Raw genomic sequence first — 14,024 nt, 5'->3', positions numbered from 1 at the left:
GTAAGATGCTATTGCCCTCGTGTGAAGTGGCCACTGAAATAAAAACTTGCGGAGATAAAACTGTGCAGCAATACGTACTCTGGTATCAAGAATTAGGCATGGGTGATGTAAACAAGGTTGGCGGTAAAAACGCATCCCTTGGTGAGATGATCAGCAATCTGGCTAATGCAGGGGTTCAAGTTCCTGGCGGTTTTGCAACGACCTCTCATGCGTTCAATGAGTTCCTTGAACAAAGTGGAGTTAACCAGAAAATTTTTGACATTCTGGCGACATTGGATGTTGATGATGTCAATGAACTGGCAAAAGTAGGTGCCCAGATCAGACAATGGGTTATTGAAACCCCATTTCAACCCGCATTAGAAGACGCGATTCGCGAAGCTTACGAGCAATTGTCGAGCGAAACGAAAGAAGCATCATTTGCTGTGCGTTCTTCAGCCACTGCTGAAGATATGCCTGATGCATCTTTTGCTGGACAACAAGAAACCTTCCTCAACGTTAAAGGGTTCGATGCTGTCATGCTGGCAATTAAGCATGTATACGCATCACTGTTTAACGACCGTGCAATTTCTTACCGTGTCCACCAAGGTTATGAACATCAAGGTGTCGCTTTATCTGCTGGCGTACAACGTATGGTCCGTTCAGACAAAGCCGCATCTGGGGTGATGTTCACTATGGACACTGAGTCAGGTAATAATGACGTTGTATTTATCACTTCATCTTTTGGTTTAGGTGAAATGGTTGTACAAGGTGCTGTTAACCCTGATGAATTCTATGTGCACAAACCTATTTTAGCGCAAGGCCATCAGGCTGTTGTGCGTCGTAACATCGGCAGTAAGTTGATTCAGATGGTTTACTCTGATGATGCCGGCCATGGTAAGCAAGTTAAAATTGAAGACGTTGCTGCAGAGCAACGTCGTGTATTCTCGATTAATGATGAAGAAGTCATGGAGCTTGCTAAGCAAGCCATGGTGATTGAAAAGCATTATGGTCGTGCAATGGATATCGAATGGGCCAAAGACGGTAACGACGGAAAGTTATATATTGTCCAAGCTCGTCCAGAAACCGTTCGTAGCCGTGAAGATGTGCAGTTAATTGAACGTTATCACTTAAAAACCAAAGGCGAGGTGATCTGTGAAGGTCGTGCTATTGGCCATAAGATTGGTACTGGTGTCGCCAAGGTATTAACCTCTATCGACCAGATGGATCAAATTGAGCCAGGTGATGTGTTAGTGACTGACATGACAGACCCAGATTGGGAACCTATCATGAAACGTGCTAGTGCCATTGTAACCAACCGTGGTGGCCGTACTTGCCATGCTGCGATTATTGCACGTGAACTAGGTGTTCCTGCTGTTGTAGGTTGTGGTGATGTGACTGACCGCATTAAGACTGGCGACATAGTTACCGTATCTTGTGCTGAAGGTGATACTGGCTTAATTTTCTCGGGTAAACAAGAGTTTGAAATCGTCACTAACCGTGTTGATACCTTACCGCCTTTACCAATGAAAATTATGATGAATGTGGGTAACCCTGATCGTGCATTTGACTTTGCTCGTTTACCTAACGAAGGTGTGGGTTTAGCGCGTTTAGAGTTTATCATTAACCGCATGATTGGTATTCATCCTAAAGCGTTGCTTGACTTCAATGGCCAAACTGCTGAGCTACAGACAGAAATTAATGAAATGATCGCTGGGTATGACTCGCCAGTTGAGTTTTATGTTGCGCGTCTAGTTGAAGGTATCGCGACTATCGCATCGGCTTTTTATCCGAAGAAAGTTATCGTACGTATGTCAGACTTTAAGTCTAACGAGTATGCAAACTTAGTCGGTGGTGATCGTTACGAGCCAGATGAAGAAAATCCAATGTTGGGCTTCCGTGGTGCGAGCCGTTATATTTCTGAATCATTCCGCGATTGTTTCGCGCTCGAATGTGAAGCGATTAAACGTGTTCGTAATCAAATGGGCTTAACCAATGTTGAAGTGATGATCCCGTTTGTGCGTACCGTAAACGAAGCATCTCAAGTTATTGAGTTACTAAAAGAACAAGGCTTAGAGCGCGGTAAAGATGGCTTACGCGTTATCATGATGTGTGAACTACCTTCAAACGCCTTGCTAGCTGACCAGTTCCTTGAGCATTTTGATGGTTTTTCTATCGGTTCAAATGATTTAACTCAGTTAACATTAGGGCTTGATCGTGACTCAGGAATCATCAGTCACTTGTTTGATGAGCGTAATGATGCGGTTAAAGCATTATTAGCCATGGCGATTAAAGCGGCTAAAGCGAAAGGTGCTTACGTCGGTATTTGTGGTCAAGGTCCTTCAGACCATTCTGATTTTGCTGCATGGTTAGTTGAGCAAGGTATTGATTCTGTATCGCTTAATCCTGATACCGTTATCGATACTTGGTTATATTTAGCTGAAGCTCATGGCTAAATTATGCTAAAAATTGCTGGTGGATTGTCTGCCTAACATGCAATTTTATCAAGTTGTTAGAAAAGCCGCTTTTTAGCGGCTTTTTTTTGTTTATAATGGCTGCAATATGCCAATAAATAATAAGTCCTCTATGTTACCTTTACTATCACATAAACAAACATTAGAACCTATCTATCTTGAGTATCTTGACGCGCTGGAGCAAAGCGAGTTTGAAGGTGAAATAGACAAGCGCTACAGTGCGCGGCTTATTCAGGCAACCGATAATTCTGTGTATCAATTTTTGCCACAAGCGGTGATTTATCCTTTACATCAACAAGATGTCGAGTTGGTATTATCGTTAGCGGCGCAACCTCAATACAAAGCTGTGACTTTCAGTGCGCGCGGCGGTGGAACGGGAACTAATGGTCAGTCATTAACCCACGGCTTGATTTTAGATGTGTCGCGGCACATGAACCAAGTACTCGAGATTAATGCCAAAGAGGGTTGGGCTAGGGTACAAGCAGGTGTGGTTAAAGATGCGTTAAATGATGCTTTGCGCCCGCACGGCTTCTTTTTTAGTCCAGATTTATCTACGTCAAACCGCGCGACAGTTGGCGGCATGGTTAACACCGATGCCTCTGGTGCGGGGTCACTGGTTTACGGTAAAACATCGGATCATGTGTTAGGACTGACCAGTGTTCTCATTGATGGCAGTGTACTCACTACTACGCCGATAGATCATGACAAAGTTGATCAACACCCTTTTGCTGCTAATCAACTTGGCAATGCCATTGCTAGCCAAGTAGCAGCTTTATGCTTACAAAAACGTGACACCATTATTGAACGTTTCCCTAAATTGAACCGATTTTTAACTGGTTATGATTTAAAGCACGTGTGGAATGACGACCTAAGCCAGTTTGATTTATCGCGCATTTTAGCTGGCTCCGAAGGGACGCTGGCGGTGATCACCGAAACCAAGCTTAATCTAACGCCATTACCGAAAACGCGCATGATGGTGAATATTAAGTATGACTCCTTTGAGTCAGCGTTACGTCATGCCCCATCATTAGTTAAGGCCAGTGCCACAGTTGTTGAGACTGTTGATTCCAAGGTACTTAATCTTGCTCGCGAAGACATTATTTGGCACTCGGTGGCCGATCACATTAAAGCCGTACCGAATAAGATCATCGAAGGTCTTAACATGGTTGAATTCGCTGGTGAAGATGATGAAGTTAAACATAAAGTTGCCCTATTAGAAGAAATGCTCAGCGGACAACTCAGTCAACCTCAGTTTGGTTTAGTCGGTTTTCAAATCATTACCCACAGAAGTGATATTGACAGTATTTACGCCATGCGTAAAAAGGCCGTTGGCTTATTAGGTGCCACCAAAGGCACCCGTAAGCCGCTAGCCTTTGCTGAAGATACCGCTGTGCCACCAGAACACTTAGCCGACTATATTATGGAGTTTCGGGCACTGCTTGATAGCCATCATTTGCAGTACGGCATGTTTGGTCATGTCGATGCAGGCGTACTTCATGTGCGTCCGGCGCTTGATATGTGCGATGTCGCCGATGAACAATTACTCAAAGTGATATCTGATCAAGTGGCTGCATTAACGCTAAAATATGGCGGTTTAATGTGGGGCGAACACGGCAAAGGGGTTCGCGGTGAATATGGCCCCGCGGTGTTTGGCGAAGAACTCTACGGAGTACTTGAACAGATTAAAGGATTATTTGACCCTGACAATCGCTTAAACCCTGGTAAATTAGTCGCGCCACCTCAATCTGGCCCACTACTGTTTAATGTTGACAGTGCCAAACGTGGCAGTTTCGATAGACAAATCCCAGTGCAAGTGCGTAATGCTTTTCCTGACGTGATGAACTGTAATGGTAATGGATTGTGTTTTAACTACAGCAGCTATTCGCCTATGTGTCCGTCGTTTAAGGTCACTGGTGATCGAGTACAATCACCAAAAGGGCGTGCCGGGTTAATGCGTGAATGGTTACGTTTGCTTGAAGCTGAAGGTGTTGATGTTGACGCGCTGGCAAAGTCGAAGCCACTTGGCTGGATGCAACGTACTCAAAATACCTTAAATAACCAACGTGATTATGACTATTCGCACGAAGTCATGGAATCTCTTAAAGGCTGTTTAGCCTGTAAAGCTTGTTCAGGTCAGTGTCCGGTTAAGGTCGATGTACCAAAGTTTAGGGCGCAGTTTTTCAATATTTACTACAAACGTTATTTGCGTCCGGCTAAAGATTATCTAGTTGCAGGAATCGAAGATTCATTGCCGTTAATGGCTGCTATGCCTAAATTGACTAATTTAGCTTCGCAAAATCCGTTGAGTAAATGGGTGATTAAAAAAGCGATTGGGTATGTCGATGCCCCCAAACTATCTGTGCCGACACTTAAACAGCGTTTAGACGGGCATTCTAGTCGCGGTTATGATTTGGATTCTTTGTACACCATCCCAGAAGACCAGCGCAATCAGTATGTGCTAGTTGTACAAGACCCGTTTAACAGCTTTTATGATGCTGACTTAGTTTATCGCTTTATTCAATTAATCGAAAAGCTCGGCTTTAAGCCGGTTTTACTGCCATTTAAACCCAATGGTAAACCGACCCATATAAAAGGCTTTTTAGACAAGTTTGCCAAAACAGCGCAAAACAGTGCTGATTTCTTAAACCGTGTTCATGCCCTTGGTATGCCGATGGTCGGCTTAGACCCTGCTTTGGTATTATGTTATCGCGATGAGTATAAAGAAGCCCTCGGCATGCGCCGTGGTCCCTTTGAGGTGCTTTTAGCCAATGAATGGTTAATGGATGTTGTTGCAAATCGAAGAGAAGCGACAACGTTAGCCAATGATGCGCCACAATATACCTGGTTTAGTCATTGTACAGAATCTACCGCAAAGCCTAATACCGCCAATGAATGGAAAGCCATTTTTAGTCATTTTGGCGCAAACTTGAGCAGTGTTAATTTAGGCTGTTGTGGGATGGCTGGCACCTATGGCCATGAACTTGAAAACCTTGAACGCTCTGAAAAACTGTTTGAAATGTCTTGGCAACCTAGTATTGAAAAAATAGCTGAACAAAGTCAAGTTTTGGTTTCGGGCTATTCTTGTCGTAGTCAAGTTAAGCGCTTTGCAGGCTTTAAACCTCAGCACCCAATTGAAGCCTTGCTTAAGTTAATGGCATAAAGGTATCAGCATAATGACAGATGAAACAGCAGCATTAGCTTCGTTTACTCAGCCAGATGGAGTGGCGCTGTGCAATGATGATGCACTGTTTCACATCCAAGCTAATGGCGATTGGTTATATTTAGACAGTCCGTTGCCCGCAAAATTTGCGGCTTTATTCAGCAGTATTTTACACTGTATCGATGGCGAGTATTTCTTAATGACTCCGGTGGAGAAGGTGAGAGTCTCTGTTGAGGCATATCCTTTACTACTGGTGGACTATCAAGTTAATTCTGTTGCTGCTAATAATGTTAATGACAGTATAAAGCTGATATTTACCAATAGCATAGGTAAACAGCATTCCATTGTTGATCGTGCTGATATCATAGTCACTGATGATGGTATATATGTACCATTAGTTCGCGGCTTGGTCGGGCAATTGAATCGAGCCTGCTACTATCGTTATATTAATGAATATTTATCTTTTGACTAAAAGCGCTTTTTTTAACGTATAGAGATGGTAATGTAAACATGTTCAAGTGTGGTTAGCTGCTGTATAGGCCAATATGGTAATAGGGCCAATACATCCCACTGACGATGTAGGAGGTTTCATTTGAAACGCTTTGAAAGTTTAAGTTACCTGATTTCTCATCTGAATATTGCTTTGCAGCAAGAAATCGATACGCGCTTAAAGCGCTACGATTTAGACAGTAAACTTTGGCCGGTATTGTTTACCTTGTGGCAAGAAGAGGGCTTAAGTCAAACTGAGCTTTCTAAACGTTGTGATGTGGCAAATTACACCATGACCCGTCTGCTCGACCATCTGCAAGTTCAGGGGTTTATTACCCGTCATCAAGAAGCGGATAACCGCCGTGCATTTCAAATATTTTTAACCGACAACGGTAAAGCGTTGCAACAAGATTTACTTCACGAGGCTGCGTGGGTTAATGAACGATTTTTAGAAGCGCTGACAGATTCTGAGCAGCACGAGTTTATGCGTTTGTTGAATAAAGTGAATAAATTTAACCAATAACATATTGTTTTTGGTTACTAAGACCATAGGGCTTCACCGAGGCAAAATGAAGCTTGCCAGTTTCTATCCTGTAGTAGTTAAATGGCGAGCAACAAGGATCAACCAAGGTATTTTGTAGCCCCCCATTTTTGTACATCATTTATCGCGATGATCATTTATTCATTTATTGAATGGAAGTTAGCCAGTAACCATATCTATTTCTAATGAGAAAACCATCATGGCTTTTAACGATTTATTTAGACTCAGTTCCCATGCGGTGATCACCAATGACGATGGACAAGTGCTGTTGTTAAAAGCCAATTATGGTAATAAACATTGGGGGCTGCCTGGTGGTGGGCTTGATCCTAATGAAACCATACATCAGGCGCTGCAGCGTGAATGTATGGAAGAGCTGGGTTATGCTGTGACGATAAATTATCTCTCTGGGGTGTACTTTCACAGTGCTTATCAATCTCAAGCGTTTATATTTCGTTGCCAGCTACCTGAGTCGGCTCAAATTATCTTAAGTGATGAACATAGTGAATATGCTTATTTCGCTGTTGCCGATCTACCTGCAGTGCAACAACAGCGAATCAATGAGTGTTTAGCTTTTAGTGGTGTGGTGACTAGTGCTGCCTTCTAATACCGCTAGGGCTCACAACAGTGGTTATCTTTATCGTCAATCAATTAACAGTACATTGGCATAAGATTATGGGTTGAACATTCCTTTTAATACTATGTCATCGTAAGCGACAAAGCCTAAAATATTACCAGATTCAATCACTGGAGCTTTGTTTATATTGAAACGTTCAAATAAGCGTGCGGTATAGCGCACATCCATGTCTGCAGAAACAGCAAATACCGGTTTAATCATAATTTCATAAATGTTGGTGCGCTCAGGTGATTTGTCCCTGGCTAAAACTTTTCGGGCAATATCACTCATTAATACCATGCCATATTCGTCATGTTCATTGCGCTTATTGACCACTAAAATATTCACTTTTTTACTGACGGCAACTTCAATGGCTTCTGCTACCGTATGCATTCCATCGATCATAGCGTAATGGTTATTCATTACATCGCGATTGCGAGTCGGGATTGTGCTACTCATATTTGATCCTCAATGTCTTTACTTAGCTTTTCAACTTGATGCGCCACACCAACGGCATCTTCAACATCAATTTGAATCGCAATACCTTTTCCAGAATTGGTGTCAAATTCGCCTACTTTAGCAATAGTTTCTAGAATATGCCGACTCATGTGTTCTTCTACCAGCCATAAGATCACATCCCGCTGCACATCTAAGGTCAGTCCCATAAAGGTTTTCTTTTTTTCTAATCCTTCACCTCGGGCATGATTAATTACCGTAGCGCCTGTTGCGCCAGCGATACGCGCTGCATCGAGTACCTTGTCGGTACAGTCATCGTCGACAAAGGCGACAATTAATTTAAAGCGCATAGGTTACTCCTTAATGGCTTTTCGTTTTGATAAGTAATCAACCACTTGGGCATAGCCCATCACAGTGATCATCGGAAATAAGCTGGCAAAGGCGATTAAACCAAACCCATCAATCAATGGATTACGCCCTTCAACATTAGTAGCAAGCCCAAGGCCTAATGCGGCGACAAGCGGGACAGTCACAGTAGAGGTTGTTACGCCTCCGGAGTCATAGGCTAATGGCACAATCATTTTAGGGGCGTAAAATGTTTGGATCACCACTACCACGTAGCCGGCCATAATGTAGTAATGAATGGGGTCGCCAACCACAATGCGAAAACAGCCTAAAGTGATGCCGATAGCGACTCCAAGTGCCACTGACATTCGCAAACCTTGAATGCCTATGGTGCCACCGGACACTTGGTTAGCTTTAATGGCCACAGCAATGAGCGAGGGTTCAGCAATTGTGGTACTAAAACCAATTGCAGCAGCAAATACATAGACCCAAAAATAGTCTTGCCAAATGAACGGCGCATTATTACCGTCAGGATGTAAAAATGCGCTGGTGGTGAGTTGATTGGCCATGCTTTCACCAATAGGGAACAGCGCAAGTTGTAAGCCTACTAAGAAAAATGTTAGCCCAATAATGACATACACAAAGCCGAGTAGTACTTTGCGCCATTGGCTAACGGGACGTTTTAGTACGCCTAATTGAAAGCCAAACAAAATCACCGCAATGGGGATCACATCGCGAGCGGTCAGTAACAGAGTGGACATCAGTTCATTAAACAAATGTACGCCTTCTTCTTTTGATGATACGACTTAATTTAAAAATACCATGCCGTACAGCAATACAAAAATCATCGGACTAAGGCTGGCAAAAGCAATCAAACCAAAGCCATCAATCATCGGATTACGGCCTTTAATGACGCTGGCTAAGCCAACGCCAAGTGCGGTGACTAACGGAACCGTAATGGTCGATGTAGTGACGCCGCCAGAGTCATAAGCAATACCTATGATATTGGCTGGAGCAAAGCTGGTAAGGATCATCACCAATACGTAACCGCCAATAATAAGGTAATGAATTGGCCAACCTTTAAGGATACGGATCACTCCCAGTAAAATCGCGAGCCCAACCGAAACGGCAACAGTTAACCTTAATCCCATGGAATATGAGCTCATTGCTTGTTCATTGGATTCTATGGCGCCAGCATCAGCGGCAACCTGTGCGGCTTCGTTTGCCACGGCAGTCAGTGCTGGCTCTGCTAATGTGGTCCCAAAACCTAATGAGAAAGAGAAAATAATTAACCAAAATACACTGCCTTTTCGGGCCAGGGCTTCTGCAAGTGATTCGCCTATAGGAAATAAGCCCATTTCTAAACCAAAGACAAAAAAGGTCAAGCCTAATACAACGAACACTATCCCCACAAGAATAGAGCCAAGTTCTGCTGGTGCTTGATGAAGTACAAATAGTTCAAAAAAACTGACCACTAAGATAATCGGAATAAGATCTTTAAAACTGCTTAGCATGGCGTGGAGCAATTTCATGATGGCTGACATCTTGGCTCCTGTAGTTTTTGGTCATTATTATCATTGGTGCCGGTGTTATTATATGGGCCTATACCATCGTAGGCGGCGTCATTCAGTTTGCCAATTAAGAGAGATTAAACAACATATTGTTTACAAAACTTTTCATTAAGTTGACGTGAGTCATAAAAATGATCCAAACTGTTTAAGATATCGATAATGGCTCACATTGTGCAAAGAATGACGAAGGGCCAAGGATAAAAAATAAAAAGGATTTAGACAGTAATGAAAACACTTTTACGTATATCAATAGCCGCGGCGTTTGTGAGTCAGTTTGCTTATGCAGAACCTGCCGACATAGACAGCTTTTCTCAAGCTTACCAGCAATACAATGTTTCTCTTGAAAGCCACAATGACCAAGATACGCTGAAATATGCGCAACAAGCCTATGAGTTAGGCCAAATCAAGTTTGGTCAAGATAGCTTTGATAGCGCTAAGTTAGCCATCAATTATGCAAATGCGTTAATGGTTGAACCAAAGAACAACAATCAGGGTCGTGTTATTGAAGATGAAGCGACACTTAAGGCGCATCAATTATTTACATCTGCATTAGCCGTATACCGAGAAAACGTGACGGATAATGGCATCGAGTTAATTGATCCTTTGGTTGGGTTAGCTGAATCGACAACAGATGATAAATACGCGAAAACGTTATTATTTGAAGCAATTGAGATTGCTGATAAAGCTGACAATCAGTTGACGGTTGCCGAAGTGAAACTCATCGCGTTTCATCGCTTATCACGCACCGAGTATTATACTCGTAAAGTGAGAGATTTTGCGTTTGATGCTTATGATATTTATAGCCGTAAATTACCAGAAGATGCCATAAAACGAGTTGATGCTACTTACCTAGCTGGTGCGTTATATGAAGCTATGGGTAAGCCAACTCAAGCTATCGACAATTTAGTTGAAGTTATCAAACAATATCAGGCATTGCCTTATAGTCATCCCTATGAGCTTCGTGCGCATGCCTTGTTAGTGAAACTGTATGAACAAAAAGGCCTTGGCGATAAAGCTACTGAGCATTGCGTTGCAATTGGTAAAATGACTCCATGGAATGACCAACAAGAACAAACCCCGTTATTTAGAAAACCACCTAATTACCCTCAATCATATGCCCAAAGAAGAAAATCTGGTTGGGTGCAAGTTGAGTTTACGGTTGATGCAAATGGCTTTGTTAAATCGCCGGAGATTATTGACTCTAAAGGTGGTGTCCAGTTTGAAAAAGAATCGATAGAAGCACTTAGCCAGTGGCGTTATGCACCTAAATTTGTTGATGGCAAGCCAACAGAAGCAAAGTCTACTGTCCAGCTTGAGTTCACTATAGGTTAATAGCTCAATCAGCTGGTTTTATACTAATCCCATTAGATATGTTTAGTTAACTCAGCCAATACACGCTCAACATGGCAATGCACAAGACAACAAAGCTAGTTTCAATCAGAAACTGGCTTTTTTGTAGCTGTTTTTTGCCTTGCTTTAAAATAGTAACGAGTTGGTTTTGTTTATAAATACGGCACGAGACTAATTCTGTCTGTGGATCAACAATTAATTGGAATCGGCATTTTTTACCATTATTAAGCAGCACGTCATGCATACTTTGTAGGCCAAAGTTGAATTTTCGTGACACGACTTTGCCGTTAATAAATACCCGCTCTAGTCCACACCAATTACTTGCTTGTAGCTCAATATTGTCTTGATTGAGATGGTAAGTAAACTTAATCATAATGCCGTCCTTATCACATGATACTCGCGAGCCCTGTGTACAATAAAAGCAGAGTAATGTGACATTTTCCAGCATATAAATATGAACAATTTACGAAATGTAGCTATCTAGTTGGCCAGCTTAATAATATTTATTTTTTACAGATTCGGTTGCAAAAATGGGTTTTATGTACACTCTAATATTAGCTATCTATGATGAATTAAGCGTGCCGGGAGTGGCACAATAAGCAATTAAGTTAGCGGGTAAAAAAGCGACGACAAGCATAATTCAAACAGCAGCATTACGAGTAGTATATCTGGAGGGTTAATTAGATTTTGCTATGACGTTGATTGCTAATATTGGCCATCGCTTCAGCGAGATGGTCATCAGAATTTATCGAACGCAATAGGCATTTAATAGATCTTTCCAAGTAATAATACCGACAATGATGTTGTTTTCTAATACTGGTAAGCAGCCTATATCATTGTCTAGAATCATTTTAGTTGCTTGGTTAATATCGCAATGAGGGGCAATAGTGATCGGGTTGTGAGTCATGACTTGATGAACCCTTTTTTGCAGGGTTTCTGTGTCTCGAATGAGTTCAGCTGCAGTACCAATATTAGGACTAAGCGCCCGTAAAAAGTCCCGATGAGACAAGATGCCACTCAATTTCTCGTTATCCACCACGAGCAAATGGTGAAAGCTGACATTGTCAAAAATTTCTTTGGCAAGTACCAGGCGATCATCCATTTCTATGGTAACCACTCGAGTTGTCATGATGTCCGAGACACTGATACGGTTAGTCGTGCTATCTGATAATGTCTCTGTCAGCATTTCGGTAGAAGTTGTCATAAGCGATTCTCCACATATTTATTCTTTTATATCAGATAAATATCAGTGTAACAATCATTTAACGGCCAATGACAGTTGCTTACTCAGGTTAGTGCGCTATTGGCTCACGACGCAATTTTGTTTTCGGGTAAATGCCCCGCTAAATATTTTTGATATTTAATCGGTTTTAATTGATGGATATCGACTAACACTAAACCATCGATACAGTCACCAAACTCTGCATCAATACCAAAGTCTAAAAACTGAACGCCTTGGTTATCACACAGTTCACCATATTGCTTAAATAGTGTCGGTACTGATACAGCCATATTTGCAAGTGTCCGTTTGAGTATTTTAAAGTTTTCAGCATAGTCACTGCCATTAAATAGCTGGTGTAATTGATGCTGACGTTCGTCAGTGAATTGATATGAATTAAATGAGCTGGCTAAAACATCTTGGGTAGCAAATTGATGTTTATAAAAAAACACCAACATTTCTTTGGCTTGTACGGGTAAATTGTCGCTTAATGATACCGGACCAAAGAGGTAGCGATACTGGGGATTGTTAATTAAAAATGCCCCAATACCTTGCCATAAATATTCTAAGCTACGACGCCCCCAATATTTAGGTTGCACAAAACTGCGTCCTAGCTCGAGTCCTTGGTCAAAATAGGGAGTAAACGCATCGTGGTATTCAAATAATGACTGACTATAGAGGCTGTTTTTACCAATGGTTTCATGTAGCATTTTGGCACTGGCAAAACGGTAAGAGCCAACAATCTCTAACTCATCCTTGTCCCATAACACTAAATGATAATAATGATTATCATATTTGTCGGTATCACGTCGCTTACCTGTACCTTCGCCCACCGCTCTAAATGCAATTTCACGAAGCCTGCCAATCTCACGCATAATCGCACTGCTTTGACTATGCTTGTATAAATAGATTTGTTTGTTGTCTTGGGTCTGCCCCAGTAATTCACATTGTTGTAGCGCTTGTTGAAGCTCACTGCGTTTTTCTGGATGGGCAATGGCATTCTGAGTTATAAATAATGGGCTGCGATTTTTACCAATGCGGTATAAATGATTTTTAAGCAGTTTTACTTTGGTTTTAAGGGGGAAGTCTTGGCTGCCGACCACTTCCTTGGCAATTAATTGCCCAATTCTCACCGGCATCACATGGTCCATCTGCTTAAACATTTCTTTAACCAGCAGCAAGGTGGCTAATGGTTTGTAGATCATTGATGCACCATAAAATGTGGCTGAGTTTTTTGCATCAACAAATATAGGTAAAAGCGGTGCATTACACGCGCGGGCCATTTTCAAAAAACCACTGTGCCAATGTAAGTCTGTTACGCCTGTAGGGCGCAAGCGTGATACTTCACCTGAGGGGAAAATTAACACCGCACCTTCGTTGTTAAGGTGATGATGGATTTCATTTAAGTGTTGTTTCGGCGTACCGCCAGTCATATTACGTACTGGCAATAAAATTGAATGCAGTGGCTTAATGGCCATGAGTAATTCATTGGCAACGACTTTTATGTCTGGTCTAACTTGGCTAATTAATTTGATTAACGCTAATGCGTCTAACGAACCAATAGGGTGATTAGCATAGATCACCACACGACCTTCGATAGGAATATTTTCAATTTCGTTATTAGGGACACTGTAACTGAAATTTAAACATGCAAGAATTTGTTCAACAAAATCGACGCCGGATAAATGCGCGTGTTCATTGGCCATGTCGTTACACTGCTTTTCATGCAGTAAATAGCGCAACATTGCTCTTGTTGGCACGGCTAACCAAGGCTTGTTATGCACATTGGGCAGGTTTTTTTCTACTACATTATCGACAGAAAATATCATA

13 protein-coding genes are annotated in these 14,024 nt (G+C 42.0%); 6 read left to right on the top strand and 7 right to left on the bottom strand.

Annotation, left to right across the window (positions count from 1 at the left end; genetic code table 11):
- Positions 1-62 precede the first annotated feature (62 nt).
- From ppsA to H5164_RS13845, 5 genes are all read left to right on the top strand, one after another.
- Positions 63-2,432 carry a phosphoenolpyruvate synthase gene (ppsA, locus tag H5164_RS13865; RefSeq protein WP_124016001.1) on the top strand — a complete coding sequence of 790 codons (2,370 nt, stop codon included), beginning with the start codon at positions 63-65 and terminating at the stop codon, positions 2,430-2,432.
- Positions 2,433-2,562: 130 nt separating this feature from the next.
- Positions 2,563-5,610 carry an FAD-binding and (Fe-S)-binding domain-containing protein gene (locus tag H5164_RS13860; protein WP_182756742.1) on the top strand — a complete coding sequence of 1,016 codons (3,048 nt, stop codon included), beginning with the start codon at positions 2,563-2,565 and terminating at the stop codon, positions 5,608-5,610.
- A gap of 13 nt (positions 5,611-5,623) precedes the next feature.
- Positions 5,624-6,082 carry a DUF1285 domain-containing protein gene (locus tag H5164_RS13855; RefSeq protein ID WP_182756687.1) on the top strand — a complete coding sequence of 153 codons (459 nt, stop codon included), beginning with the start codon at positions 5,624-5,626 and terminating at the stop codon, positions 6,080-6,082.
- Between the two features lie 120 nt (positions 6,083-6,202).
- Positions 6,203-6,622, top strand: a complete 420-nt coding sequence (locus H5164_RS13850) for a MarR family winged helix-turn-helix transcriptional regulator (protein WP_124015853.1) — start codon at positions 6,203-6,205, stop codon at positions 6,620-6,622.
- Positions 6,623-6,839: 217 nt separating this feature from the next.
- On the top strand, positions 6,840-7,244 hold the full coding sequence (locus tag H5164_RS13845) for an NUDIX hydrolase (protein ID WP_124015854.1): 405 nt from the start codon (positions 6,840-6,842) through the stop codon (positions 7,242-7,244).
- 66 nt (positions 7,245-7,310) lie between these two features.
- Here the strand turns inward: H5164_RS13845 and H5164_RS13840 are convergent, their stop codons facing one another.
- The 4 genes from H5164_RS13840 to H5164_RS13825 are packed head-to-tail and all read right to left on the bottom strand — an operon-like array spanning position 7,311 to position 9,598.
- Positions 7,311-7,712, bottom strand: coding sequence for a CBS domain-containing protein (locus H5164_RS13840; protein ID WP_124015855.1), 402 nt, complete (start codon positions 7,710-7,712; stop codon positions 7,311-7,313).
- Positions 7,709-8,059 (bottom strand): P-II family nitrogen regulator, encoded by a 351-nt coding sequence (locus tag H5164_RS13835; RefSeq protein WP_124015856.1) that lies wholly within the window; start codon positions 8,057-8,059, stop codon positions 7,709-7,711. The genes H5164_RS13840 and H5164_RS13835 overlap by 4 nt, the downstream gene beginning before the upstream one ends.
- 3 nt (positions 8,060-8,062) lie before the next feature.
- Complete coding sequence (locus H5164_RS13830) at positions 8,063-8,815, bottom strand: DUF1538 domain-containing protein (RefSeq protein WP_124016003.1); 753 nt, start codon at positions 8,813-8,815, stop codon at positions 8,063-8,065.
- 45 nt (positions 8,816-8,860) lie between these two features.
- On the bottom strand, positions 8,861-9,598 hold the full coding sequence (locus tag H5164_RS13825; RefSeq protein ID WP_124015857.1) for a DUF1538 domain-containing protein: 738 nt from the start codon (positions 9,596-9,598) through the stop codon (positions 8,861-8,863).
- Positions 9,599-9,850: 252 nt separating this feature from the next.
- Here H5164_RS13825 and H5164_RS13820 point away from each other — a divergent pair, with 252 nt between their 5' ends.
- Complete coding sequence (locus tag H5164_RS13820; RefSeq protein ID WP_182756685.1) at positions 9,851-10,957, top strand: energy transducer TonB; 1,107 nt, start codon at positions 9,851-9,853, stop codon at positions 10,955-10,957.
- 46 nt (positions 10,958-11,003) lie between these two features.
- Here H5164_RS13820 and H5164_RS13815 read toward each other — a convergent pair whose 3' ends face one another.
- From H5164_RS13815 to H5164_RS13805, 3 genes are all read right to left on the bottom strand, one after another.
- Positions 11,004-11,348 (bottom strand): hypothetical protein, encoded by a 345-nt coding sequence (locus H5164_RS13815; RefSeq protein ID WP_124015859.1) that lies wholly within the window; start codon positions 11,346-11,348, stop codon positions 11,004-11,006.
- A gap of 372 nt (positions 11,349-11,720) precedes the next feature.
- Positions 11,721-12,179 carry a CBS domain-containing protein gene (locus H5164_RS13810; RefSeq protein ID WP_182697138.1) on the bottom strand — a complete coding sequence of 153 codons (459 nt, stop codon included), beginning with the start codon at positions 12,177-12,179 and terminating at the stop codon, positions 11,721-11,723.
- Between the two features lie 104 nt (positions 12,180-12,283).
- Positions 12,284-14,023 carry a lysophospholipid acyltransferase family protein gene (locus H5164_RS13805; protein ID WP_182722765.1) on the bottom strand — a complete coding sequence of 580 codons (1,740 nt, stop codon included), beginning with the start codon at positions 14,021-14,023 and terminating at the stop codon, positions 12,284-12,286.
- Position 14,024 lies beyond the last annotated feature (1 nt).

The sequence above is a fragment of the Shewanella sp. SG41-3 genome (genome assembly GCF_014164545.1).
Classification (GTDB): Bacteria; Pseudomonadota; Gammaproteobacteria; order Enterobacterales; family Shewanellaceae; genus Shewanella; species Shewanella vesiculosa.
Note: the sequence above shows the minus strand (reverse complement) of the source record. Positions and strands in the feature narration are given on the sequence as shown.

Bases quoted from the DNA above. Each gene is read 5' to 3' on its own strand.
- H5164_RS13825 (WP_124015857.1), bottom strand. From the start codon at position 9,598: ATGTCAGCCATCATGAAATTGCTCCACGCCATGCTAAGCAGTTTTAAA.
- H5164_RS13845 (WP_124015854.1), top strand. From the start codon at position 6,840: ATGGCTTTTAACGATTTATTTAGACTCAGTTCCCATGCGGTGATCACC.
- H5164_RS13810 (WP_182697138.1), bottom strand. From the start codon at position 12,179: ATGACAACTTCTACCGAAATGCTGACAGAGACATTATCAGATAGCACG.
- H5164_RS13820 (WP_182756685.1), top strand. From the start codon at position 9,851: ATGAAAACACTTTTACGTATATCAATAGCCGCGGCGTTTGTGAGTCAG.
- H5164_RS13835 (WP_124015856.1), bottom strand. From the start codon at position 8,059: ATGCGCTTTAAATTAATTGTCGCCTTTGTCGACGATGACTGTACCGAC.
- H5164_RS13840 (WP_124015855.1), bottom strand. From the start codon at position 7,712: ATGAGTAGCACAATCCCGACTCGCAATCGCGATGTAATGAATAACCAT.
- H5164_RS13830 (WP_124016003.1), bottom strand. From the start codon at position 8,815: ATGTCCACTCTGTTACTGACCGCTCGCGATGTGATCCCCATTGCGGTG.
- H5164_RS13815 (WP_124015859.1), bottom strand. From the start codon at position 11,348: ATGATTAAGTTTACTTACCATCTCAATCAAGACAATATTGAGCTACAA.
- H5164_RS13805 (WP_182722765.1), bottom strand. From the start codon at position 14,023: ATGATATTTTCTGTCGATAATGTAGTAGAAAAAAACCTGCCCAATGTG.
- H5164_RS13855 (WP_182756687.1), top strand. From the start codon at position 5,624: ATGACAGATGAAACAGCAGCATTAGCTTCGTTTACTCAGCCAGATGGA.
- H5164_RS13860 (WP_182756742.1), top strand. From the start codon at position 2,563: ATGTTACCTTTACTATCACATAAACAAACATTAGAACCTATCTATCTT.